We start from the raw sequence: 24,963 nt of genomic DNA on the forward strand, positions 1-24,963 counted from the left end.
ATCCATGAAATTCTATTCACGATCTTTATTAATACTAACACTTACAGCCGGATTGTTTTTCTCGGCCTGTAATCAGCCGGAGAAAAAGGCGCAAAGTGTAGAGGGTATTCAGCATGTAGAATGGAGTCAAAATGCGAATATCTATGAAGTGAATATTCGCCAATATTCTGAGGAAGGTACTTTCAATGCTTTCCGTGAAGATCTACCGAGACTGGAAGCAATGGGTGTAAAAATTTTATGGCTGATGCCCATTCATCCCATTGGAGAGGAAAACCGAAAGGGGCCTCTTGGAAGCTATTATTCCGTGCAGGATTACAAAGCAGTAAATCCAAACTTCGGTACTGAAGAAGACTTTAGAGCCCTTGTTGATGAAGCTCATGCATTGGGAATGAAGGTCATTATAGACTGGGTAGCTAATCACACCGCTTGGGATAGTCCCTGGACTGAAAACCCTGAGTGGTATGAACTCAATGAAGAAGGGAATTTCATGCCTCCCAGAGGAACGGATTGGACGGATGTCATTCAACTCAATTTTGAAAACCAAGAAATGCGTGCTGCCATGGTTGATGCCATGGAATATTGGGTGAGAGATTTCGATATCGATGGCTATCGCTGTGATGTGGCAGGAATGGTTCCACTTGATTTCTGGAAAGATGCCCGTGCAAGTCTTGATGAAATCAAACCTGTGTTTATGCTGGCAGAAGATGAAGGCCCACAAATGCATGAAGCATTTGATATGACTTATGCGTGGACCTATGCTCACTTAATTCGTGAAATTGCTGCAGGTAACGAAGGCTTTGAGGCATTGGACAGCCTTATGGAAGTGGAAGCAACTAAATTTCCTGAAAGTGCCTATCGCATGTACTTCACAAGTAATCATGATGAAAATTCCTGGAATGGTACAGATCCGGGCATGTATGGTGAGAATTTTGAAAACTTTGCGGTACTTTCTGCAACTATCGACGGAATGCCGCTAATTTATAACGGTCAAGAGTCAGTACTGGATAAGCAGTTAGAGTTTTTCGAGAAAGACGAAATCGAGTGGAAAGAGTATGAGCTGACACAATTCTATACCATGCTTCTGCAATTGAATGAAGAAAATGAGGCGCTCTGGAATGGGCAGTACGGAGGCGACTTATCTATCTACAATTCACCGGAAGAAACCTTTGCTTACCGTCGGGATAAAGGTGACGATTGGGTGTTTGTGTATCTGAATAATGGAGATGAATCCATTAACGTACCCCTTGATGAGTATGACATCCCAGCTGATGCTTCCGGATATCAGATCTATTCAGATCAGCTTCCACCTGAAGCAACAAACTATTATGAAGTGCTGCCAAACAGCTGGCTTCTAATTGCCAACGAGTAATCTAACCGAACATAACATTCATTTTAATAATTGCGGCTTATGTCTGATTCAAACTTAACCTCCCGTCCACGCCTGAGTTTTTGGGAAATATGGAATATGAGCTTTGGCTTTTTGGGGATTCAATTTGGCTTTGCTCTTCAGAATGCAAACGTAAGCCGAATTTTTGAAACGCTGGGTGCCAGTGTAGATGATATTCCCATTTTATGGATTGCAGCTCCGCTCACTGGCTTAGTCATTCAGCCCATTATTGGATATTTCAGTGACCGTACATGGACAAGTTTAGGTCGCAGGCGCCCATATTTCTTATTTGGAGCCATTGCAGCTTCAATAGCATTGGTCATTATGCCAAACTCGCCGGTACTGTGGGTAGCAGCGGGTATGCTCTGGATTATGGATGCGGCAATTAATGTCTCTATGGAGCCCTTCAGAGCTTTCGTAGGAGATATGCTTCCATCTGAACAAAGAACGAAAGGCTTTGCGATGCAGAGTTTTTTCATCGGCACGGGAGCGGTAGTAGCTTCAGCTTTACCATGGATGTTGACGAATTGGTTTGGGGTTGCCAATACCGCACCTGAAGGGATCATACCTCCGTCCGTTAGATGGTCATTTTATCTTGGCGCCATCGCTTTTATCACTGCTGTAGCGTGGACTGTTTTCAGAACTAAAGAATATAGTCCCGAAGAACTGGAGCGTTTCGAAGAAGCTGAAAAAGAAGACATTGTTGATCCATCGGTTCTGCGTGAAGTTCCTATTGAAGCAGGGGAAGGACAGAAGAAGATTACGCTTGGAATCATATTCGCAGTTATTGGAATCATTACCACTTATTTGACCTTCACTTTTTCTCTCGAGAAAGAAGTTTATGTAGCAACCGGTAGTTTGTCGGTAGCAGGATTAGTGGCTTTGATTGCCGGACTTTTCCAAAAAAGCGGAAAAACAGATAATGGCTTAGTGGTTGTAATGCATGACTTCATTCACATGCCCAAAACCATGAAGCAACTGGCTGTAGTGCAATTCTTTTCCTGGTTTGCCTTATTTGCAATGTGGATTTACACGACTTCCGGTGTGACCGCTCATGTATATGGAACCAGTGACACCACCTCAATACTTTATAACGAAGGTGCTGATTGGGTAGGGGTGATGTTCGGAGTGTATAATGGAGTAGCGGCCTTAGTTGCATTTGGGCTTGCTCCGGTGGCTAAAATGCTCAGCCGTAAGTGGGTTCATGCTTTATCACTAATCTTAGGAGGATTGGGACTTATCTTCATTTACTTCATCAGCGATCCTATGATGCTAATCGTTTCTATGATTGGAGTTGGAGTAGCTTGGGCTTCCATTCTTTCGATGCCGTATGCCATTCTTGCTGGTTCATTGCCTGCTCAGAAGATGGGACTATATATGGGGATATTTAATTTCTTCATAGTATTGCCTCAGCTGCTTGCTGCAACCATTCTTGGCTTTGTAACCCGTACCTATTTTGGAGGCGAAGCTGTTTATGCTTTGGTTTTAGGAGGAATTGTGATGATTATCGCAGCTGGAACCATGTATTTTGTGGATGATGTAGACGAAAAGAAAGCGGCTTAGTATTACTTGAGGATACACATGAATCCATGATTGGCTTTTGTTGCAACCAATAATTAAATTCGTTGCAACAAAAAACAATAGTAATGTCATGAAAAAGAAAGACAAAAAAGATATTGTCTGGTTTGGGATGAAATTGACTCCTGAAGAAAAGGCGAAGATTAAACTGCTAGCCAAACGAAAAGGGCTTACCCAAAAAGATGCAGTTATGGCATTAGTTAATGAGGAAGTTCTTGAATATGAAATAGAACCAGTTCCCGGTTCAATGTTGGATAAACTCCAACCTTACATTGGCATAATTGATGGTGGCCCATCGGACGTTTCCACCAATCCAAAATATATGGAAGACTTTGGCAAGGACAGTCTTAATTGATACGGGGCCTTTGGTCGCTCTATTTCGGAGAAGAGATCAATTTCACCAATGGGTGAAGACGGTGCTAAGCGAAGATCAATTTAAATTCATAACGTGCGAACCTGTACTGAAAGAAACTCTATTTCTTACCAACAACAATCCGGCGGTTGTTAATGCTATTTCGGGAATGATGGATGAGAACCTCTTGGAAATTGAATCTGCCCTTTCTCTATTTAAAAAGGAAGTGTTCCAACTTATGCAAAAATATCACGATCAAAATACTTCCCTGGCAGATATAAGCTTACTTGCTCTGTATAACAATACTGATGAAGCTTCTTTACTAACTACGGATTCTGATTTCCTTGTCTATCGTGATTTACAAGGAAAACCATTGAATTTAATTTCCCCATACAAGACATAAATTTGCATTAAAATCTTCTCTATCTTTAGTCAAAAAGAATGCGCTTAGAGCAGAAACAGTTTGTCCCTTTCATGGTAGGCATCGCAATCATTACGATGCTGGTTATTATTTACTCTTCCTTTAATTTTCAAAGAAAGCAGCAGACCAGATTCCAGGAAAATGTAGCTACTTCCGACTCACTTTTAACAATGCCTCTTCTTTCTATTTTTGAGAATGGATCTCAGTCTGTTGCCGATCAGAAAGGAAGTGAAACAATAGTCGTTTTTTGGGCTAGCTGGTCAGATAAGTCAACATCTATGATGGATGAAATTCAGAACTACACGGTTCAGAATGATTCTCTGGTTGTTTTGGCAGCACTGGTTAAAGATGCCACCGAGTCGCTTCCTAATGTTCCTCAATACCCCGGTTTTAAATATGTTGATGGCACTCATTACTTCAACTACCTGAAGGTGCCGGGATTCCCAAGCTATATTTTATTCGATGAAGAAGGCCAAGTTCTGAATACGCAAATTGGCTACGAAGAAGGCGTAGGCTTTGATTCCCTTAAAGTATATCTGCAATGAAAAACACGGACGCTGTTATTCTGAATGGGGAAGTGGTTCAAGAAAATCAGGCACTAATATCTCCGTTCAACAGAGGAATGATGTATGGAGATGGATGCTTTGAAACTATTAGAAGCTATTCAGGAAAGTTTCTCGGCTGGGATATGCGCTTCGAGAGATTAAAGGGAGGGCTAGATTATCTAAATATTGACGCCCCATTCACTTCCCAAGAATTAAAAGAGCAGGTTTTAAGTCTGCTTAGCAAGAATAGTCTTTCAAAAGCGGACGCCATGATTCGCCTTCAATGCTGGAGAAAAGGAGGGCGAGGCTATACTCCTTCATCATCTGAAGCTAACTGGATGATTCAGGCTTCAGCACTATCTAAGCATCACAACGCGATTAACCTGATACTTGCAGAAACGCGCTGTATTCCCTCTGTAGCCCTCGAACGTAAATATAAGCTAAGTAATGGCTTGAACTACATTAAGGCTGCTCAGGAGGCTAAGGAGAAGTCTGGAGATGATTCACTAATGCTAACCGTGAATGGGAAGATCAGTGAAACAACTTCAGCCAATATTTTTTGGGTAAAAGGGGATAAGGTTTTTACTCCGTCTGTTGAATGTGATCTGCTTCCGGGAGTAACCCGATCTATTGTTATTAATGTCATACAGTCGTTAGGAATTCAGATTGAAGAAGGAGTATTTGATTTAGGAGCTATCGAAGAAGCTGAGGCTGTGTTCTGTACTAATTCTTTGAAGGAGATTTCAGAGGTGCAAAGTTTGGATGAACATAGATTTGAAGTTAGCCATCCATTGGTGCAAAAAATTAAAACAGGCTTTAACCGATTTAAGGAACAGGAACTAGAGGCATGAGCCGGTTTAAGTCAATCGATGATGTTTGGGCTTTTCTTGATGCTATTCCCATGTTTCAGAAATCAGGGACTTCGGCTGCCAACTTTTCTTTAGATGCCATTCGGTCTTTTTGTGAAAAATTAGGGAATCCACAGAATAACTTTCCAAGTATTCACGTAGCCGGCACCAATGGAAAAGGCACAACCTGCTACCTCCTTGAAAAGATATATGCTGATGCCGGATTCAAAACAGGTCTTTTTACTTCCCCGCATCTTACCCGGTACAATGAACGTGTTAGAGTTGGCCAAAAAGAAATTTCTGATGCCGAATTGCTGGAATTCTTCCAAGTTGCCGAAGATCTGTTCAATGAAATAAAACTAAGCTACTTTGAAATTAGCACGGTGTTGGCCTTTTGGTTTTTTGCTTATCAGGAAGTTGATATCGCCATTATAGAAACCGGTCTTGGCGGAAGGCTGGATTCCACAAATATCATCAATCCCGAAATATCAGTAATTACCAGTATTGGCTTAGATCATCAGAATGTTCTGGGAGATACGTTGGAAGAGATAGCTCGCGAAAAAGCAGGTATTATTAAAGAGACAAAGCCGGTAGTTATTGGCGATGTTTCAGGGACAGCTTTATCTGAAATCCGGAAAATAGCTCAGCAGAAGAAATCCGAAGTTTTACTTTCCAAAGAGTTAAAGCCTGAATGGGACTTATCAGTTATCACGCTCAAAAAGGAAGAAATAGCATTCAAAACAAAATTCAGGGAAGCGGTAAACAAGTGGAATGTAGCCATAGTTTGGAAAGTGGTACACGAACTACAGGAACGCTTTCCTGTTGAAGAGAAGTCCGTAGTATTTTCTATTGAAAGCTTTGAAGGAGCTCCCGGTAGGTTTGAAAAGATTCACCCCACATATGAGTGGTACTTCAGTGGTTCTCATAATACGCAGGCTTTGGAATCATCGCTGAGCGCTGTGGAGGCTATGAAACCCCGTGCGGAAACAGTTCTGGTGTTTTCTGCAATGAAGGATAAGTTGAGTCCGGAGTTAATGAAATTCTTTGAGGGCTTCAGGCAAACCTATTTTATAGAACAGGAGGGCGAACGAGCTGCAAAATGGGTGGATATTAAGGAACTAATTGATGCTAGATTGTTAACTGAAGAGCGGAAAGAAATTATTTTGAAGGAATTGAAGACAGAGTTAGTAATTTTTATGGGAAGTTTTTACTTTTATCCCATCGTTAAGCGATGGACTACAAACGTATCATAAACACACATCGCCTTTTTATCCTTACCTGATTGAATATCCAGTTTCGTTGTTACAATAAAGCAACACGATATTCGCCCCAAAGTTCAGTAAGAATCATATATATAACAGCCACATTTTATGTCAGATAATGAAACCGCCGGAATCTCGGCCGGGGAGTTAGAATCCTTAGAGGGGAAAAAGCTTCACGAATTACAAACAATAGCGAAATCTGTTGGTATTAAACGGGTTACCGGAGTACGTAAAGTTCAGTTGATCGAAAACATCAGGGAAGCTGCCAAGAATCAAAAATCTTCTTCTGATGACAAATCATCCAGTGAAAAAGATGATCGCCAGACGAATGATTCAGCTGAGAAAGATTCTGAAATGAAAAGCTATGGCGGACAGAACCATATTGTTTCGTACAAGAAGGAGGAGGAAAAGAAAGACGACTCCAAGAAAAAGAAGAAGCATACTCACAGCAACACGCGCCGAAAAGGACATGAGCATAATAAACTGCCTGAGTCGGATGCTACTTCTCTTGAAAAGCGAATCAAAGAACTTGAGCCTGATTTAGGACCTTATTTATTCAATGAGGGGACTCTGGAAATTCTGCCTGACGGGTATGGCTTCCTTCGCTCTGTGAATTATAATTATAAAGCCAGTCCGGACGATATTTATGTATCTCCATCTCAGATAAAGAGATTTCGACTGAAGCAGGGGGATTGTGTAATTGGGGTAATCCGTCCGCCTAAAGTAGGAGAGCGCTATTTTGCACTGCTCAGAATTGAAGGCGTAAATGGCCGTATTCCACACGACATGGATAACCGCCAGGACTTTGAAGAACTACTCCCCATTCACCCGGATGACCGCTACCGCTTAGAGTTTGAGTCCAATAATTACTCTACACGATTCATTGATATGTTCGCTCCCGTAGGGAAAGGGCAGCGTGGGTTGATTGTAGCACAGCCCAAAACAGGTAAAACTACTATTCTTAGAAATATTGCAAACGCAGTAGCCGCCAATCATCCTGAGACCAAGATTTTAATTGTATTGATTGATGAGCGCCCTGAAGAGGTTACCGAGATGGAGCGTTCTGTTAAAGGTGCAGAAGTAGCTGCTTCAACCTTTGATGAAAAGCCTGAAAATCACGTTGGTCTTGCTGAAATCGTTTTTGAAAAAGCAAAACGATTGGTAGAAAGTGGTCATGATGTGTTGTTGCTCATGGATTCTATCACAAGATTGGCACGTGCCTATAACATTACAGCATCCAATAAAGGCCGTACAATGACCGGTGGTGTTGACTCAGAAGCATTGAAAGCACCACGTCAGTTATTCAGTTCTGCCCGTAACATCGAAAACGGTGGTTCACTTACTATTTTGGCAACTGCGTTGATCGACACCGGTTCCCGAATGGATGACGTAATCTTTGAGGAATTCAAGGGTACGGGTAACATGGAAATCTATCTTGACCGACGAATTTCTGATCGCAGACTTTACCCGGCTATCGATATTTTCCGTTCCGGAACACGCCGCGAAGAGCTGCTGGTTTCTGATGCAGAACGAGAAAAAGTGGTTCTGCTTCGCCGATATCTGACGAATATGAGTCCGTTCGAAGCCATGGACTTCCTGCTCGAAAAAATTAAGGGTACGAGGAATAACGAAGAGTTTTTGATTTCTATGAATAAGTAAGCTTAAGACTCTAACTCTTTAGATATTTTTTCATAAAGAGATCTGTTGAATTCAAGCATGCGTTCATATTGTGGATTAAACATTTGAGTAAATGTATATACCCTACTCAGTTTTCCTTTCCATTCAATGTCGTTTACTAATACCTGATGGTCCCTGACATTGAATTCTACTCCACGAAATACACCTAACTTGTCAAGTGAATGCATGAAGTTAAAATATTCTGACTGATACAGTTCAGATACGCTTTTCAAATGTGATCCAAAGGAATCGTAATAATTAATGAGTTGATTTCTTAAATCTTCACTCGTAATCTCTTTTAGCATTCCTGAAGAAGAAAGTGATTCGTAATGGCTATTGGTTAAATTAAAGGTAGTACCACCAAAAAACTCAGAAACTACATACTCCACATTCTCTTTATCAGGATCATCAGATGATAAAACTCCGTTCAATTCCTCAGTTGTGGCTAATTTAAGTGAATCAAAGTAGAGGATTGTTTTCAGCTGATCTTGGTCATATTCCAAATCCGTGAGTATTCCTTTTAAAGTGGCTCGTTCAAGATCTCGAAGTTGACTGTTCTGCCGATAATCCTCCGCTATAAATGAAAGAGTAACTGCTGAGAAGATGAGTACAAATTCTAAAAGTAATTTATAGACTGATTTCTTTTTCATGCTACCGCTTTTTTCCAAGAAAATAATAATTTGCAGGTAATTAATTATAGAAATATTGTGTTACGTTTTAGGTGCAATCAAGTTTCTGGGATGATTATGGGAACGAAAATACCAGGACTCGTTGATTTTCTTGTTTATTAACTGACCGCAATTAAGTAAAATGAACAACTTTCTATTCCAACGGAGTAGGGTCAAATTTGCGCTTTTCTCCCTTTTTCTAGCCGCACTATCTAATACTATTTTCGCCCACTTGTAGAATTTGCTTCTATTACTGTTGGAGGACTATATATTTGGTACTAGAAATCAAACAATCGAAAAGACGTATTTCTGAAAGTTATGGGAATGTTGGTTCTCTACCACATTTCTGTATTTACCTTTTACCTGATTCCAGTCAAGCATGATTTTTGGAGATGGGTTTTCAATCTTTAGCTGAGCTGAAAGAATTAGAGATCACTTCTCAACGTCTCTCAATACAAATTTTTTATCCTCATCCTGCTCTAATTTACCGGCTTTGGCATGAACTGAATGGTAGAAAAGCATGAGTGAATTTTCTTTGAGGGCTTGACGAAGTAACAGTGTTTTAGCCTTTTTGGATTGAATGGGATCAATATCCATTTGCCGCATAGCATAGTGATTCAGGTGGTGTTCTGAAGGAACTAAATCTCCAAGAAAGTAGGCTGTTTCTCCGGAGTCTTGAATTTTCACAATTTGATGTCCCGGCGTATGACCGCCCGTTCGGATAAGTTCGATGCCGGGTACTAATTCAAAATAAGTATCGGTAATCATCACCAGTTTATCTTCAGCGGCGAGCTTATAGAATTCATCTAATTCATATCCTGCTCCAAGGGTATTCTTTTTTTGATCAACCTGCTCGAGTGCGTAATACCATTCTTTCTTCTGAATGAAATAGTTAGCGTAAGGCATAGTTGCCTGAGTTGAAGTAGATTCATCCACAAAAGTAGATCCTGCTGCATGATCAAAGTGTAAGTGACTTAAGACCACATGCGTAATATCAGCTGGAGATAAGCCGAAGATATCCAGATTGGTAAGGAGGTTAGAGGTGTCGTTGTATTTACTTTTATGATCTAAACCCCATCCGAGGCCGGTATCCAGAAGGATATTCTGTTTTCCATTTCGAATTAGAATAGGGTTAATGCCGATTGTGGAAGAGCTTTTATTAAGGCCTTGTTTAACCTGCTTAGCGGTGATGTCAGCTGAATCTATTTTTTGGAAGATGCCATCGTTATAGGCTTCAAAAATCCCTTCGCTTAATTGCTCAATTTCAAACCGACCTACTTTCATAAAAAATCGAATTAATCAAAAATTTAACAGGTTTGTATAAACTAATAAATCTTTGCTTTAGCGCAATTCATTTTATCTTTAGTACTTATGAAAAAATACGACGCTATTATTATCGGATCGGGACACAACGGCTTGGTTACCGCTTGTTATCTGGCAAAAAATGGATATGAAGTTTTAGTGCTTGAGCGCGACACCACTATTGGTGGTGCCGTTCGCACAGAGACTATGTTTGAGTCTAAAGAAAACCCCAATGGTTTCCGCATGGATGTGGGTTCTTCAGTTCATATAATGATTCACCAAACAGGAATTATCGAGCATTTGGAACTTGAGAAATATGGACTCGAGTATATCGACATGGATCCCATTATGTCGTATCCGGTTGCTACCGGGAAGGGGGTTATTCACTTTTGGAAGGATGTAGAACGTACGCTGGAATCCATATCAAAAGTAGCACCCGAAGATGTTGAGAACTACAAAGAGTTTATCAAGTTCTGGGGCAAGATAAACAAAGGTGTTTTGAAGGCCTTTATGACCAAACCTGCGGCTGGCAACATCATAGGGACCATGGCTAAAGCGCAGATCAAAGACGGAGCCATGTTCCGAAAAGGAGAACAGGCTTCCGGACTTCAGAAAATACTATCAAGCTATGGCAAGGTTGTAGATGATGCCTTCGATAGTCCGCATATGAAGGCTGCAATACTCTGGTTTGCTGCACAGTCCGGCCCGCTGCCCGATCACTCCGCTACGGGCGATTTTGCAGGCTGGCAGTCGATGTTGCATGAGAGTGGAGCCAAGCATCCAAGAGGTGGTAGCGGGATGCTCACCCAGGCCATGAAAAACATGATTGAAGCTCACGGTGGAGAAGTAAGAGCAGATCACCCCATAGAAAAAATTCTGATTGAAAATAACAAAGCAATTGGAGTAAAAACCGAAAGTGGAGAAGAATTCAGAGCCGATACCATTGTTTCAAATGCGCACGTTCAAACCACAATGATGAAAATGGTTGGCCGGGAACATTTGGACGATTCCATGTTTAAGAAAGTGGAGGATATTAATGTCGGAAATGGTTTTGGGATGGTGATTCGGTGTGCCGTTGAAGAACTTCCTGATTACACAGCGGCACCGGGCGATCCCGATATTCACAACGGAATTCAGTTGCTTGCTCCATCCGTTCAGTACATGAATAATGCGATAGGTGACTACACTAAAAAATTACCCCCTGAAAAGCCCGCGGTCTTGGCTATGACATTCTCAAAAATTGATCCTGATGTAGCTAAAGACGGAAAACACACCCTGTTTGCTTGGGCACAATGGCATCCCTACGAACTGGCTAACGGACTTAAATGGGATGACATCCGGGAAAGAGAGGCGCAGAAGATCTACGATGTAGTGACAGAATACGCTCCAAATATGAAGGATAAACTTATCGATTGGTACATACAGTCACCGGCTGATATAGAGAAAAAGCACGGTCTTTTAAAAGGAAATGTAATGCATGTTGAAATGAGCTTCGACCAGATGTTTATGTTCCGTCCAATTCCTGAAATGAGTCAGTATGAAACTCCGATCAAAAATTTATATTTGGCAAGTGCGTCCTGCCATCCGGGAGGAGGAGTGTTTGGGGCGGCCGGACATAACGCTGCTCAAGTCATCCTTAAGAATAACAGAAAGAAATTATTTTCATTTAGCTGAGGTAAATCATTGAGTTCAACACTGTACGTCAACTTTTCCAAAATTGGTCATAACCTTGAGGCAGTGAATGCAAAGATTGGTCCGGGAGTGCAGCGCATGGCTGTGGTGAAAGATGAAGCTTATGGGCATGGAATGATACCGGTTGCTGAATACCTCCAAGATAAGGTTGAATGGTTTTGTGTAGCTCGAATTGATGAAGCAGTAAAGCTGAGAGAAGCCGGAATAAAGCTTCCGATTTTGGTTTTTGAAATTCCCCCACCTGGAAAAGAAAAGCTATTTAAAGAACATAATATTACAGCCAGCATTTCTGACCTATCCGTTTTTGAGAGGCTTGAAGCAGGAACAGATTGCCATCTTCATTTTGATACGGGCATGTTTAGGTTAGGAATATTGCCTGAAGATGCCGAGTCTACTCTTGAGAAAATGCATACATATAGCCACCTAAATTACACCGGTATCTACACACACTTTGCAAACTCTGATGAAGCAAATCAGCCCAGGGTAGAAGTACAGCTTGAGAGTTTTAAAGAGATCCAATCTCAATTTCCTCAAAATCTATTGACCCATACTTGTAACAGCGGCGCTATTTTTTATTATGATGATAAAGATGTTTTTTTTGATGCTGTACGTCCCGGAGTTTGTTTGTATGGATATGCACCGGGATCGGTTGAAATTCCTGAGTTGAAACCGGTTGTGGAGTGGAAGTCAGACCTGGTTCAGATAAAGAAAATAAAGAAGGGGGATTTGGTGGGTTATGGAAGTCGCTGGCAAGCTCCTGAAAACGGCTGGTTAGGCATTATCTCTGTAGGATACTCCGATGGGATTTTCCGTGGATTGAGCGGTAAATTCAGGGTTGAAATAGAAGGCAAAACCTACCAACAGGTGGGGACCATTAGTATGGATTACGTAGCCGTTTACTTAGAAAATGACATCCACGAAGTTGGAACTGAAGTTACGTTATTGAAAAATGGAGAGCTTTCTGCTAAGGAATGGGCCAAAGAGCTAAATACAATTCCTTACGAAATAACCACTGCAATCTCACCTAAAGTGAAAAGAGTCTACAGAGACTAAAATACAATCTCTTCGACCTCTACTTCAATCCAGATTTCTTCGTCAGAATAGGTATAAGTACCACCTTGGCCGCTTATAATTGGAGGATCAAGAATAAGCACTCTTTTTTCACCCTCTTTCATTCCTAAAACACCCTCTTGGAACTGAGCTTCTGTTATGATGGATGGATTTCTTCTGCCAATAGATGAAGTAATAAATTTCACATAATCGATGGATGGGCTTGTTGATCCATTAACATATGTACTTGTAATCACATCACTCAGATCATCCCTGTACCTTTTCGTGTAGTAAAAATTTACCTGATCTCTTGGAGTAACTTCAATCTCACCAGATCCTTCTTCCAAAACATATATGATCAAGCCTGAATCAGTGGTATCAACACTGATAGGATTTGTAATAGATAATGGAGCAGGAACAGTTGAATAGTCAGTTCTGAATCTATCGTTAGTATCACAAGAAATGGATAGAAAAAGAAAGGCGGCTAAAAAAGTAGCTAGAAAAAATCGTTGAGTAGGTATTGATTTCATTTGGCTGATAAAGAAATTCTTATTCAAAAGTATAAATGCTAAACTATTCGGATTGATTTTTATTTCACTAAAGATAAAGCTTCAAAGGCTTAAAACCATAGATGATTAGGGATTATTCTATCCACAACTTATTAGTCGGTGCCCGAAATTGCTTTATCAAGTTCCTTCTTCCGTTTACGGCCAGCGTAGCGGCTTATCCAAATGGAAAGTTCATACAGCACAGTTAACGGTAATGCTATAAGGATCTGTGAAATAGGGTCGGGGGGAGTTAGCATCGCAGAGACGACTAGGGCAAATATAATGGAGTGCCGGCGATATTTTTTGAGGAGTTCCGGGGTTAATATCCCAATTCTAGAAAGGGAATAACTGACCACCGGAATCTGAAAAATAACCCCACAGGCTACCACCCACATAGATATTGAGCTGAAGTATTCATTGATGTCAAAATCATTACGTATGATGTCTGATATCTGGAACTGAGCAAAAAACTGCAAAGCAAAGGGAACTAAAATCATATACCCAAAACTTACACCCAACAAAAAGAAAAAGGTGATAAAGAAGGTGCTAAAGAAGGTTTTCTTTTTTTCTGATGATTCAAGAGCCGGCTCAATAAATGCCCAGATCTGATAGATGAATATCGGAGACCCGATAATGAACCCGGTTACAAACAAGGTTCCCCAAAAGGTGAAAAACTGTCCGGGTAATCTTCGGCTTTGGAGTTCAAAATTAACGGCATCAACCCGAAGTAAGTCGTACATGAAAAAATCAGACCGTGTTGGTCCCAGCATTACTTTTTCAACAATAAAATCGGAGAAAATGAAGGCTATAACTACACCGACCATAACTCCAACCAGTCCTTTAACCAATCGCCATCTTAGTTCTTCAAGATGATCGAGGAAAGACATGGTATCGGTACGGTTAGCGGGTTTCTTGGCCTTAGGCGGCTCACCTTCCATTATTTGACGTTGTTCCAAAGTGGGGTCCTGTATTGCTTATGCAGTTACAAAATCATAGAGAGGGAAACGATCGCACAAATCACGTACTTCCTGCTCTACTGATTTGTGAATTTCTTCGTTTTCCGGGTTCTGTAATACTTTGTCGATCAACACCGCGATTTGTTCAAATTCTGCTTCTTTTAGTCCGCGAGTTGTCATAGCAGGGGAGCCGATTCGGATACCGGAAGTTACAAATGGGCTTTCTGTATCGAATGGTACCATATTCTTATTTACTGTGATGGCTGCATTTTCCAGAGCCTCTTCAGCAATCTTACCATTCAATCCTTTACTCCTAAGGTCAATCAGTATAAGGTGATTGTCAGTACCGCCACTTACCAAATCGTATCCCATTTCCATGAACTTATCGCCCATAGCCTTGGCATTTTTCTGGGTTTGTGTCTGGTACTCTTTAAAGTCATCCTGAAGTGCTTCTCCAAAGGCTACGGCTTTAGCGGCAATAACGTGCATCAGCGGACCGCCTTGGGTTCCTGGAAAAACTGCTGAGTCAAAAATTTCACCCCAGTTCTTGGTTCTCCCGGATTTGCGTGCGGTTACTCCAATCGTGTTTTCTCCATCTTTCCCTACTAAAATCATTCCGCCACGTGGTCCGCGTAATGTTTTGTGTGTAGTTGTAGTGATTACGTGAGAATGAGGCAGGGGATCGTTAAGATTGCCGGTGGCTATAAGTCCTGCAGTATGTGCCATATCCATCCAGAGCAGGGCACCAACTTCATCTGCGATACTCCGGAAAGCTTCGTAGTCATAGTCTCTGGTGTAAGCTGAAGCTCCGATTGAAATCATGGTTGGCTTAACTTCCAGTGCCCGGTCACGGATTACATTCATATCGAGGCGACCGGTTTCCTTGTTTACTCCATAAAACTCAGCATTATAGTTGATGCCTGAAAAGTTTACTGGAGATCCATGTGTAAGGTGCCCGCCGTGTGAAAGGTCAAATCCCAAAAGCGTATCACCCGGTTTCATACAGGCGAGATAAACAGCTGCATTTGCCGTAGCACCGGAATGTGGCTGAACGTTTACCCAATCTGCTCCGAAAAGCTTTTTAGCTCGTTCAATTGCGTGATTCTCAACCACATCAACAAACTCACAACCTCCATAGTATCTCTTCCCAGGATAGCCTTCAGCATACTTGTTGGTTAAGGTACTTCCCATGGCCGCTATAGTGGCTTTAGAAGCAAAGTTCTCGGAAGCAATTAATTCTAAGTTATAATTCTGACGATCGGCTTCTTTTTCAAGCAGGCTAAAAATTTCTGAATCTTGCTCTTGCAGGGATTTCATTAGCGGCTGTTACTTTTGTGTTAGGGATTCAATTTTGTTAACGCGTCTTTCGTGGCGGCCACCTTCAAATTTGGTAGTAAACCAGACTTCAAGAATTTCTTTGATTTGTGACTCATCCAATTCCCGACCGGGTAAACACATAATGTTGGCATTATTATGCTGGCGTGTAAGTTCAGCAGCTTTGGTAGAGTATGTGAGTCCTGCTCTTACTTTTGGGTATTTATTAGCAGTCATACATACGCCTTGTCCACTTCCGCAAACCAAAACTCCCAGTTCGTGTTCGCCTTCATTTATCAGCTCTGATACTTTAATGGCAAAGTCCGGATAGTCGACGGAATCTTCGGAGTGAGTGCCATAGTCAACAGGGGTATGGCCCATTTCTTCGAGTAACTTTTTAGCAATTTCCTTAGCGGGATATCCAGCGTGGTCGCTTGCTATAGGGATGATCATCAATCTGTATTTTGGGTAAGAAATTGAAAAAAGAATATCCTCATTTTTTGCCTGATATTAAAGCCAACAATTAAGGAAATACCGCTTTTTAATATCTATCTTTGTTAAATCACACACTCTAATTAAACAATCAGTAGAATTTGAATTACTCCAACGAGTTAGAAGTAGCAAAGAAAGCCGCAGAAGAAGCATCCGTAATAATTCGTGATTATGTCAGCCGAGCATCCTTCGATGTAAAACTTAAAGGAAAGAATGATTTAGTCACTGATGCTGACGTAAACTCAGAGAAAAAAATCATCGAAATTATCCAGGCATCTTTTCCTGAGGATGAAATTTTGGCTGAAGAATCTCAGAAGAAAACCTCCTTGCCGGATGGACGTGTTTGGATCATTGATCCGATTGACGGAACCACAAACTTTGCTCACGGTTTCCCGGTTTATTGCGTCTCTATTGCTTTATGGGAAGACAAGGAACCCAAAGTTGGACTGGTTTTAGAAGTAGCCAATGACGAACTATTCACAGCGGTTGAGGGGCAGGGTGCATTTTTAAACGGGGAGTCGATTCAAATATCCCAAAATAATGACCCTTCATCTTCTTTGATTGGCACCGGCTTTCCCTATAACAACCTGGATCTGGTAGATAATTACCTGGTTCTGTTTAAAAGGATGATGGAGAAAACGCATGGTGTACGGCGTCCGGGTTCTGCTGCCTGGGACTTATGCAATGTTGCGTGTGGTAGGTTCGAAGGGTTTTATGAATATGGGTTGAGTCCCTGGGATGTAGCTGCAGGAGTGCTGATAATTCAGGAGGCCGGGGGAATTGTTACCGATTGGGCCGGCGAAGATGACTGGCTCTTTGGTCAGCGCATTATTGCCGGTAATCGATCACTCCAGGCATTCCTTCAAAAAGAAATCGAGGAGTGTTTTGATGCTTCTCAAATGAAAGGGAAGTTCACGGGATAGCTTTCTTAAAGGCAGTTTAAATTGAAAAGAGGTCTAAAATTATTTCATCTGCATATATGACATAGCTAAATAAAGATGTAATTTTGGAATATAATTAACTGCCTTTCACATGGATATTTCAATCAGGAGATCCCGGTTAAGCGACCTCGATCTTTTGCTTCATCTTGAACGTAAATCGTTTCCTTATTTTCAACAGAGTTCCCGAAGAACCCTCGACCTAAGCCTAAAGAGCAACTTTCAGCAGGTATGGATTGCGGAAGCTCAACAAGAAACGGGCGTTGAAGCTATTGGGAGCTTAGTGCTCTACATGTACAAGAAGACGATCCGAATTTTTTCTGTTGTAGTGGATCCTGATCTTCAAGGAAAAGGCATTGGAAGCACACTCTTGGAAAAAGTGCACAGCATTGCTTTGGAGAAAGGTGCTGAACGTATTTCACTCGAAGTCTATGCAGAGAACAGGAAGCTTATCAACTGGTACAAAAAAGCGGGTTTCAGTTCTACTGAATTGCTCAGTGATTATTACGAATTGGGACGGGATGGTCTGCGGATGGTTAAAGAGTTGCCCAAGGCGGAGTTTAAAAACCGTATATCGAACATTATTGTAGTAGATGATCCTAAAAATTGGAAGCTTGACATTGAAAATGTCGAAGTCGTTTCTTCGGCTGACTATACCTCCAACAAAGGGATGTTTTCAGAGCGATCTTTGCGCGTTTTTAACTTATGTAATTCCTATAAGTATCAAAGTATAGGCTATTATGTGTCCCTTTTAGCATCCGCAAGAGAACATAGAGCAATTCCTAATGTAACTACAATCAGGGATTTTAAAGATACAGGAGCAATCAGTTCAATAGCAGATGATATTGAAGAAGTTATACAGAAGGCTTTGCAAAAAAGAGGAGAAAATAAGCTGAGTTTAAATGTGTACTTCGGGCATACAATTGATCCGGCTTTTAAAGTATTAGGGCAAAAGCTGTATCACCTGTTTGAGGCCCCGATGTTTCAGGTGCAATTCAGCAAAGGGCAATTCTGGGAAGTAAAGAAAATAGTCCCCCTAAGTTTAAATAAAGTGAAACCGGAAGACTTGCTTTCTGTTCAGGAATTTGCAGCTATTTATTTCAAGTCCAGAAGATTTAAACGGACGAAACTCAAGAGTTATAAATACTATTTGGCCATTCTGGTTAATCCTGAAGAAGCGAATCCACCATCAAACAAAAAAGCGCTTAAGAATTTTGAAAAAGCAGCTGATGAGCTGGATATCTACACAGAATTCATCACAAAAGAAGACTATAACCGACTGTCGGAATTTGATGCCCTATTTATTCGGGAAACTACAAACGTAAATGAGTACACCTATCAATTTTCGAGGAAAGCTTATGCTGAGGGTTTAGCTGTAATCGACGATCCCTGGTCTATTTTGAGATGTTCAAACAAAATCTATCTGCATGAGCGCTTAAAAATGAACAACATACGAACACCGGAAACGCAGGTCTTTTTTAAAAACTCCATTAAGCAAAATAGTCTTAAGAATTTGAGCTATCCGTTAATCCTAAAGCAGCCGGATAGTGCCTTTTCTCTTGGAGTAATCAAAGTGAATGATGAGAGTGAGCTAAAGGAATCGCTGAACCTATTATTTAAAAAATCCGATCTGGTTCTTGCCCAAGAATTCCTTCCATCCGACTATGATTGGCGAATCGGTGTGCTTGATAATGAACCAGTGTTTGCTTGTAAATATTTCATGGCAAAAGATCATTGGCAGATCTATAATTGGAAAGGAGCCAAGAAAAATCAGGAGGGGGCAGCAACTACTGTACTGATTGAAGAAGTACCTAAACAGGTACTGAAATTAGCTACTAAAGCAGCAGCTTTAATGGGGAATGGTTTATATGGTGTGGATCTAAAAATGGTTGGTGATAAGGCGTATGTAATCGAGGTTAATGACAACCCAAATATTGACTCCGGTGTTGAAGACAAAGCCTCTGGTATTGATCTCTACAAGAAGGTGATCAAATCTCTCGTTACTCGTATTGAAATGTCCAGGAACATAGAACGATTTGTGAGTGTTGAGCCAAATTGATTGCTTACATCAAAAAACATGTAGGCAATCGGAAAAGCTATTTTCTAAAAACTCGCAATAGTATATATTGATCACCTAAGCTCATGAAATACTATTAGATATGAAAAATTTTCTCATGAACCGTAATTTTTTAAAAACTATTAGCTCAAGAATCATACTGAGTAGTATTGGTTTTATGCTTCTAATCTTTGTTTGGAAAGGATGCAAGACCGTAAACGATGATGGGAATAATTCTCCCGAGCTTTGGTTGACAACGGCCGACGGTCAGGCTCTGTTTCAAAAACTTGAAGACAGATTAAGAAAAGCAGACTCAAATTCCGGCAATCCAGTAATAAATATTAACTCGAATACTACCTATCAGACTATAGATGGTTTTGGATATTCTTTAACAGGAGGTAGCGCCCTTCACTTAAATAATATGGATGCTTCGGCCAGAGAAAGCATTCTAAACGAATTATTTGGGGAAGGAGAAGGCAAAATAGGAGTTAGCTATTTAAGGGTTAGTATAGGAGCTTCTGATCTTGATCCAGCTCCATTTTCATACAACGAATTACCCGCTGGTCAGACGGATGAAAGTATGGAAAATTTCAGCCTTGACCCAGATAGGGAGTATTTGATTCCGGTACTAAAAGAAATATTAGATATCTATCCAGACTTAAAGATTCTGGGTTCACCTTGGTCGGCGCCTACCTGGATGAAAACCAGTAAATCTACAATAGGTGGAAGGCTAATGCCGGAGTATTATGACGCATATGCGTTGTATTTCGTTAAATATATTCAAGGAATGGCTGATGAAGGTATTCCTATAGATGCAATCACGGTACAGAACGAACCTTTGCACGACAGCAATAATCCAAGTATGTACATGGAAGCAAGTGAACAGGCTGATTTCGTGAAAAATCACTTAGGACCTGCTTTCGATGAGGCCGGAATTGATACCAAGATTATTATTTGGGATCACAATGCTGATAATCCACAGTATCCGATTAGTATTATGAACGACCCCGAAGCAAAACAGTATGTGGACGGTTCTGCTTTTCATTTGTATGGGGGAGATATCTCAGCTTTAAGCACTGTCCATAATGCACACCCGGATAAGAACCTGTATTTCACTGAGCAATGGATTGGAGCCCCCGGTAACTTTTCATCTGACTTATCATGGCATATCCGTGAGTTGATTGTTGGCGCCACCAGAAACTGGAGCCGTAATGTATTGGAGTGGAATTTAGCGGCCGACCCTAACCAAGATCCACATACGGATGGAGGGTGTACACAATGCCTGGGGGCTTTAACAATTGATGGAAATGAAGTTACTCGAAATCCTGCCTATTATATCATTGCTCATGCTTCGAAGTTTGTAAGACCGGGGTCTGTACGTATTCAATCTAATGAGATCGAAGGATTGCCAAACGTTGCTTTCAAGAACCCTGATGGACAGATTGTATTGGTTGTTTTAAACGACACAGATTCAGGAATTGATTTTGATATCTCTGTTGACGGAGAAGTGAAATCTCTCACGTTATTCTCGGGTTCAGTGGGGACTGTTGTCTGGGATTAAGGTGAACTGAATTCACCTTTCCCCTTTATACCTATTCAGCGATTGAGAATGTATGAAGCTTAAATTCTTAGTTTTTGATCTAAGAATGAGGTAGTAATCTTAACAGAGTAAGATGCTTAGCTAGTCCAGTTTTTTCCGAACTCTACTTTGCCTAATTAAAGTTGACAAAACTGAATAATAATATATAAACTCCAATCCCCTGAGCCGCTAATATTGCAAACAAATTTACTGAATGAACTTCAGGAGTTCCGCACACTTACATCTTTGATATGAAGAAAACACTTTACTGGGTTATAACGCTGCTTTTCCCATTTCTGCTATTAGGTCTGGTTGAAATTTTACTTAGAATAAGTGGCTACAATGAGGATGCCCAAAGTCTTTTTGTTGAAGTTCCTACTCAACCTGAATATGTAGCTACAAATCCAGCTTTTGTATCCAGGTATTTTCCGTCCTTCAGGCCTCAGGTTGCAATATCTCCCTTCCTAAAAGAGAAAGAAGAAGATACTTTTCGTGTTTTTGTGATGGGCGGTTCTTCTACACAGGGCTTTCCTTATAATTTCTATAGCAGCTTTTCTACACAGTTAGAACAAAGACTGCTTATGGAAACAAAGGGACTCAATATTGAGTTAGTTAACCTTGGGATGACTGCCGTAAACAGCTTTGTGATTTGGGATTTAAGTAGCCGGCTGGTGGAGTATAAGCCCGATGCTGTCATTATCTATGCTGGCCATAATGAGTACTATGGTTCTTTTGGGGTTGGCAGTACACAGTTTGGTTTTGGTGAGGGAGTAGGCCTTAAGCGTCTTATGTTGAACCTAAAGAATTGGAGATTGTACCAGTTCATAGAAGACATTATGCGACCTGAAGATACTGCTGATTCTGACAATCGGACTATGATGGCGAAAGTAGTAAAAGATGCTGAAATAGGTATTGAAAGTGAGCTATTTGAAGCAGGAATAAGTCAATTTCAGGAAAACATATCTGACGTTCTGGATCGGTTTGAGAATCAATCAGTGCCTGTATTTATAGGGACCGTAGCCTCTAATCTGAAAGATCAGGCTCCATTAGGAGATAACGATGAAGCAATTTCCAGTTTTACGAAAGGAGTGAGGCTATTTGAAGAAGGGGAAGTAAATTCGGCAAGCGATGCTTTCTTTCAAGCCAAAGAATTAGATGCAATTCGCTTCAGAGCTCCTGAAAAAATAAATGAGGTTATTAGTACCGAAGCTTATGAGTATGGAGCTGAAGTTGTCGATGTTAACTCTTTGGCAGAAAATAAGTCTCGAAGTACAATTCCTGATTCGAGTTTCTTTGTTGATCATCTTCATCCAGATTGGGAAGGACATCAAGCTATTGCAGATCTTTTCTTTGAAGTGATGGTTAACAAGCTGGAAAATATCAAAGCGGCTTATTCACCCAACATATTGTTTGAAAGGACATCAACTACACAATTTGAAAAAATATATTCAACGGTTCCCGTTGATCGGTTGACATCAGGTTATCCATTTCAAAAAGGGTTAAGTGAAGAAGCGGAATATGCTGGCTTCCAACGATTGTATGATGCCCATCAGGCCAGATCGTACGTGGATTCTATAGCAGCAACTTCATGGAGGATGCAGCGCCCGGTTTCACTAGCTCTGACTGACGTTATCAATTATAGCTCAAACCAACGGGATTCACTTTCAGTGGTTAAGCATTATCAACAACTTGCTTACTGGCAGATCTATAATGAGAATCTCCTTAAGAAAGGTGTCGCTTACGCTATTAATAGTCGAAAATTTGATACCTATTCGGCACAATTGCTTCACATCATATTAAGTATAGAACGGGATGACCCTTACTTTTCAAATTCATTAGCTGCTCTATATCTAATACATAAAGATTTGGATAGGGCAGAGGAATGGCTAGAAGAGTCAAAAGCATTAGATGAACAGTCGCAGTTACTGTGGTATAACTATGCCAGGCTTTATGCCTTAAGAGGAGATACAACAAATGCGAGGAGTGCATTTGAGAAGTATATAAATATCCGGAACGCCCAGTAGGCAGTTCCGGAAAATGTAAGGTATAACAGTCTTAATCTGTAAGGGTAAATTCTTGAGAATGATCGCCAACAGTAAGTGTGAAAGCACCAGCTTCCAATAATAAATTTCCATTTTTATCAGGGAAGGAAAGGTTCTCCATTGGATTAATGGTAAAGCTCAGGGTTTTTTCTTCACCGGCTTCCAACTCAATCTTTTCGAAATGCTGAAGCTCTTTAACCGGTCGGGTAATGGACGCATATGCATCGCTTAAAAACCAGAGTACTGCTTCTTTACCAGTGATATCACCAGTATTTTTTACCGTAACGGTTGCCTCAATAGTTCCATCCTTAGATACTTCAGTTGAGGATAGTTTAAGGTCAGAATACTCAAAAGAGGTATAGCTCAATCCAGCACCAAATTCATACAAAGTAGTACCTACAAACTCTTCATTAGCTTGAGTACTTGGAGTGAAAACGGCGACTTTATGATTATACGGATAGAATACACCCGGGAATTTAGGGTAGGTGATTGGTAGTTTTGCACTTGGAACTTCCATTCCCGAAATAATATTGGCAATAGCTTTTCCGCCTTCATTGCCTGGTAAGCCAGCAAAAAGTACTGCATCTACATTATCAACCATATCGGTTATGATTCTAGGTCGGCCACCCACATAAACGAAGATTTTGGCAGCATCCACACCGGATGTAGCATCAATCAGGTTTTGTTGTTCGTTGGGAAGGAGGAGGGTGTTAATGTTACCAACACCTTCTGTGTACGGAGTTTCACCCATTGCATAAAACACAGCATCTGCAGAATTAGCTTTTGCCATAATAGTTTCCATATTCTGGCTGCTGATGTCATCAATATATTCTACAGAAGCATTAGGGAATGCTTTTTGTGTTGCGGTGAAGATTGTTTCTACATCATCAGGATATCGTTCTTCATCGCCACCTTGCCACGCTAATGTCCAGCCACCGTTTAGATTTCTCTTAGAATTAGCCGATGGCCCAACCACTAGAATATTTTGGACATCACTTGAAAGCGGAAGTACATTATTCTCATTCTTAAGCAAAACAATAGATTCAACAGCTGCTTTGTAAGCCAATTCTTTATGTTCGTCTTTTCCAATCAAGTCTAATCTATCATCACTTGGATATGGGTTTTCAAATAGACCAAGTTCAAACTTGAGCTTTAGAATTCGTCGAACAGAAAGGTCTAATCGTTCTTCAGTAATACGGCCTTCCTGAACCAACTCAATCAGTGCATTTGTGAATGAAAGGTCGTAAGGCGTCATACTCATATCAATACCGGCCTCAACAGCAAGGAAAGTAGCTTCTTTGAGGTTTGGAGCAACGCGGTGCTTGGTAACCAGTTGATCAATATCAGCCCAGTCAGTTACAGCTACGCCTTCAAAACCAAGGTGGTCGCGCAGAAGTCCGGTAAGTAGTTCTTTTGATGCATGAACAGGAACTCCATTAATCTCTGCACTATTAATCATGACTGTACTAATACCAGCCTCTATTGCAGATTTAAATGCAGGAACAAAGAATTCGTGAAGGTGCTGATCGGGGATAAGAGCAGGCGTTCGGTCCCAGCCTTCAATTGGATCAGAATATCCAATAAAGTGTTTCGCCGTAGCAGCTTGTTTGTAAGGTGCTGTCTCAGGATTATTCTGAAGTGATTTTACATATTCAGCTCCCATTACTTCAGCTACATACGGATCTTCACCGTAGGTCTCATAAATACGTGGCCAAAGCGGATTTTTACCCAAATCTAAAACAGGAGCAAATATCCAGTGGTGACCTAAATCTGCTGATTCAATACCTGTAACACGAGCATTTTGTCTGGCATGTTCTGGCTCAAACGTGGCGCCAATGTTTAAGTTATGAGGGAAGATGGTACTGTTAGCTATGTAACTAGCTCCGTGCATGTGATCAATACCATAAATAATGGGAATCTCTAATCTGGAGTTATCCATAGAAATTTCCATGAGCTCCGACATGTAAGTGAACCATTGGTCAGCAGGAACGGCTTCACCATTTAAAAAAGAACCAATGTGGTGATTCTTAATCAGGTTAATCGCTTTTTCCCTAACAAGGTTTACATCATTTTGCTCACCATTTACAATAGTGGTGATGTTAAGTTGGGTCATTTGACCAGCTTTTTCCTCAACGGTCATCTGATCAATAAGTTGGTCTATCTTTTGATCAATTGAGGCATCTTGAGCCAACGTATAATTGGCAACCAGCGTCAGTAATAGTGTAAGTAACGGGATTATTCTTTTATTCATGATGT

At 40.9% G+C, this 24,963-nt stretch carries 21 protein-coding genes; 14 read left to right on the forward strand and 7 right to left on the reverse strand.

Annotated elements, in window-relative coordinates; genetic code table 11:
* Positions 1–4 precede the first annotated feature (4 nt).
* The 8 genes from CL667_00710 (at position 5) to CL667_00745 (ending at position 8,052) form a co-directional block, all read left to right on the forward strand.
* Positions 5–1,369, forward strand: a complete 1,365-nt coding sequence (locus CL667_00710) for an alpha-amylase (protein MAL16202.1) — start codon at positions 5–7, stop codon at positions 1,367–1,369.
* 39 nt (positions 1,370–1,408) lie between these two features.
* A complete protein-coding gene (locus CL667_00715) occupies positions 1,409–2,950 on the forward strand; it encodes an MFS transporter (protein ID MAL16203.1) in 1,542 nt (513 codons plus the stop codon).
* 88 nt (positions 2,951–3,038) lie between these two features.
* Positions 3,039–3,320: a hypothetical protein gene (locus tag CL667_00720; protein ID MAL16204.1), complete on the forward strand. Its 282-nt coding sequence runs from the start codon at positions 3,039–3,041 to the stop codon at positions 3,318–3,320.
* Between the two features lie 61 nt (positions 3,321–3,381).
* Entirely contained in the window at positions 3,382–3,720 is a 339-nt protein-coding gene (locus tag CL667_00725; protein MAL16205.1) for a hypothetical protein, read from the forward strand.
* A gap of 38 nt (positions 3,721–3,758) precedes the next feature.
* Positions 3,759–4,283, forward strand: coding sequence for a hypothetical protein (locus tag CL667_00730; GenBank protein MAL16206.1), 525 nt, complete (start codon positions 3,759–3,761; stop codon positions 4,281–4,283).
* A complete protein-coding gene (locus tag CL667_00735; GenBank protein ID MAL16207.1) occupies positions 4,280–5,134 on the forward strand; it encodes a hypothetical protein in 855 nt (284 codons plus the stop codon). The genes CL667_00730 and CL667_00735 overlap by 4 nt, the downstream gene beginning before the upstream one ends.
* Complete coding sequence (locus CL667_00740; GenBank protein ID MAL16208.1) at positions 5,131–6,384, forward strand: hypothetical protein; 1,254 nt, start codon at positions 5,131–5,133, stop codon at positions 6,382–6,384. The genes CL667_00735 and CL667_00740 overlap by 4 nt, the downstream gene beginning before the upstream one ends.
* A 117-nt stretch (positions 6,385–6,501) precedes the next feature.
* Entirely contained in the window at positions 6,502–8,052 is a 1,551-nt protein-coding gene (locus CL667_00745; protein MAL16209.1) for a transcription termination factor Rho, read from the forward strand.
* Between the two features lie 2 nt (positions 8,053–8,054).
* On the opposite strand, the gene CL667_00750 is transcribed toward CL667_00745, so the two are convergent.
* Together CL667_00750 and CL667_00755 are read right to left on the reverse strand one after the other, a co-directional pair.
* Positions 8,055–8,720 carry a hypothetical protein gene (locus tag CL667_00750; protein MAL16210.1) on the reverse strand — a complete coding sequence of 222 codons (666 nt, stop codon included), beginning with the start codon at positions 8,718–8,720 and terminating at the stop codon, positions 8,055–8,057.
* Positions 8,721–9,170: 450 nt separating this feature from the next.
* Positions 9,171–10,022, reverse strand: a complete 852-nt coding sequence (locus CL667_00755; GenBank protein MAL16211.1) for a hypothetical protein — start codon at positions 10,020–10,022, stop codon at positions 9,171–9,173.
* 87 nt (positions 10,023–10,109) lie between these two features.
* Here CL667_00755 and CL667_00760 point away from each other — a divergent pair, with 87 nt between their 5' ends.
* Together CL667_00760 and alr are read left to right on the forward strand one after the other, a co-directional pair.
* Positions 10,110–11,714, forward strand: a complete 1,605-nt coding sequence (locus CL667_00760) for an FAD-dependent oxidoreductase (protein ID MAL16212.1) — start codon at positions 10,110–10,112, stop codon at positions 11,712–11,714.
* A gap of 9 nt (positions 11,715–11,723) precedes the next feature.
* A complete protein-coding gene (gene alr / locus CL667_00765) occupies positions 11,724–12,785 on the forward strand; it encodes an alanine racemase (GenBank protein ID MAL16213.1) in 1,062 nt (353 codons plus the stop codon).
* On the opposite strand, the gene CL667_00770 is transcribed toward alr, so the two are convergent.
* The 4 genes from CL667_00770 to rpiB form a co-directional block, all read right to left on the reverse strand.
* Positions 12,782–13,339 carry a hypothetical protein gene (locus tag CL667_00770; GenBank protein MAL16214.1) on the reverse strand — a complete coding sequence of 186 codons (558 nt, stop codon included), beginning with the start codon at positions 13,337–13,339 and terminating at the stop codon, positions 12,782–12,784. The genes alr and CL667_00770 overlap by 4 nt on opposite strands.
* A 104-nt stretch (positions 13,340–13,443) precedes the next feature.
* Entirely contained in the window at positions 13,444–14,268 is an 825-nt protein-coding gene (gene tatC, locus CL667_00775; GenBank protein ID MAL16215.1) for a twin-arginine translocase subunit TatC, read from the reverse strand.
* Between the two features lie 36 nt (positions 14,269–14,304).
* Positions 14,305–15,603: a serine hydroxymethyltransferase gene (gene glyA / locus CL667_00780; GenBank protein ID MAL16216.1), complete on the reverse strand. Its 1,299-nt coding sequence runs from the start codon at positions 15,601–15,603 to the stop codon at positions 14,305–14,307.
* Positions 15,604–15,612: 9 nt separating this feature from the next.
* Positions 15,613–16,053: a ribose 5-phosphate isomerase B gene (gene rpiB, locus CL667_00785; GenBank protein MAL16217.1), complete on the reverse strand. Its 441-nt coding sequence runs from the start codon at positions 16,051–16,053 to the stop codon at positions 15,613–15,615.
* Positions 16,054–16,193: 140 nt separating this feature from the next.
* Here rpiB and CL667_00790 point away from each other — a divergent pair, with 140 nt between their 5' ends.
* The 4 genes from CL667_00790 (at position 16,194) to CL667_00805 (ending at position 22,689) form a co-directional block, all read left to right on the forward strand.
* Positions 16,194–17,015 carry an inositol monophosphatase gene (locus tag CL667_00790; protein ID MAL16218.1) on the forward strand — a complete coding sequence of 274 codons (822 nt, stop codon included), beginning with the start codon at positions 16,194–16,196 and terminating at the stop codon, positions 17,013–17,015.
* A 109-nt stretch (positions 17,016–17,124) separates the two neighbouring features.
* Positions 17,125–19,089: a RimK family alpha-L-glutamate ligase gene (locus CL667_00795; GenBank protein ID MAL16219.1), complete on the forward strand. Its 1,965-nt coding sequence runs from the start codon at positions 17,125–17,127 to the stop codon at positions 19,087–19,089.
* A 175-nt stretch (positions 19,090–19,264) separates the two neighbouring features.
* The gene (locus CL667_00800) at positions 19,265–20,647 is read left to right on the forward strand and encodes a glucosylceramidase (GenBank protein MAL16220.1); all 1,383 of its coding nucleotides are present in this window, start codon (positions 19,265–19,267) and stop codon (positions 20,645–20,647) included.
* A gap of 269 nt (positions 20,648–20,916) precedes the next feature.
* Positions 20,917–22,689 (forward strand): hypothetical protein, encoded by a 1,773-nt coding sequence (locus CL667_00805; GenBank protein MAL16221.1) that lies wholly within the window; start codon positions 20,917–20,919, stop codon positions 22,687–22,689.
* Between the two features lie 31 nt (positions 22,690–22,720).
* Here CL667_00805 and CL667_00810 read toward each other — a convergent pair whose 3' ends face one another.
* Positions 22,721–24,958: a beta-glucosidase gene (locus CL667_00810; protein ID MAL16222.1), complete on the reverse strand. Its 2,238-nt coding sequence runs from the start codon at positions 24,956–24,958 to the stop codon at positions 22,721–22,723.
* Between the last annotated feature and the right edge of the window lie 5 nt (positions 24,959–24,963).

It is taken from the genome of Balneola sp., assembly GCA_002694685.1.
Lineage (GTDB): Bacteria > Bacteroidota > Rhodothermia > Balneolales > Balneolaceae > Gracilimonas.

Bases quoted from the DNA above. Each gene is read 5' to 3' on its own strand.
- CL667_00710 (MAL16202.1), top strand. From the start codon at position 5: ATGAAATTCTATTCACGATCTTTATTAATACTAACACTTACAGCCGGA.
- CL667_00715 (MAL16203.1), top strand. From the start codon at position 1,409: ATGTCTGATTCAAACTTAACCTCCCGTCCACGCCTGAGTTTTTGGGAA.
- CL667_00720 (MAL16204.1), top strand. From the start codon at position 3,039: ATGAAAAAGAAAGACAAAAAAGATATTGTCTGGTTTGGGATGAAATTG.
- CL667_00730 (MAL16206.1), top strand. From the start codon at position 3,759: ATGCGCTTAGAGCAGAAACAGTTTGTCCCTTTCATGGTAGGCATCGCA.
- CL667_00735 (MAL16207.1), top strand. From the start codon at position 4,280: ATGAAAAACACGGACGCTGTTATTCTGAATGGGGAAGTGGTTCAAGAA.
- CL667_00740 (MAL16208.1), top strand. From the start codon at position 5,131: ATGAGCCGGTTTAAGTCAATCGATGATGTTTGGGCTTTTCTTGATGCT.
- CL667_00745 (MAL16209.1), top strand. From the start codon at position 6,502: ATGTCAGATAATGAAACCGCCGGAATCTCGGCCGGGGAGTTAGAATCC.
- CL667_00750 (MAL16210.1), bottom strand. From the start codon at position 8,720: ATGAAAAAGAAATCAGTCTATAAATTACTTTTAGAATTTGTACTCATC.
- CL667_00755 (MAL16211.1), bottom strand. From the start codon at position 10,022: ATGAAAGTAGGTCGGTTTGAAATTGAGCAATTAAGCGAAGGGATTTTT.
- CL667_00760 (MAL16212.1), top strand. From the start codon at position 10,110: ATGAAAAAATACGACGCTATTATTATCGGATCGGGACACAACGGCTTG.
- tatC (MAL16215.1), bottom strand. From the start codon at position 14,268: ATGGAAGGTGAGCCGCCTAAGGCCAAGAAACCCGCTAACCGTACCGAT.
- glyA (MAL16216.1), bottom strand. From the start codon at position 15,603: ATGAAATCCCTGCAAGAGCAAGATTCAGAAATTTTTAGCCTGCTTGAA.
- rpiB (MAL16217.1), bottom strand. From the start codon at position 16,053: ATGATCATCCCTATAGCAAGCGACCACGCTGGATATCCCGCTAAGGAA.
- CL667_00795 (MAL16219.1), top strand. From the start codon at position 17,125: ATGGATATTTCAATCAGGAGATCCCGGTTAAGCGACCTCGATCTTTTG.
- CL667_00800 (MAL16220.1), top strand. From the start codon at position 19,265: ATGCTTCTAATCTTTGTTTGGAAAGGATGCAAGACCGTAAACGATGAT.
- CL667_00805 (MAL16221.1), top strand. From the start codon at position 20,917: ATGAAGAAAACACTTTACTGGGTTATAACGCTGCTTTTCCCATTTCTG.
- CL667_00810 (MAL16222.1), bottom strand. From the start codon at position 24,958: ATGAATAAAAGAATAATCCCGTTACTTACACTATTACTGACGCTGGTT.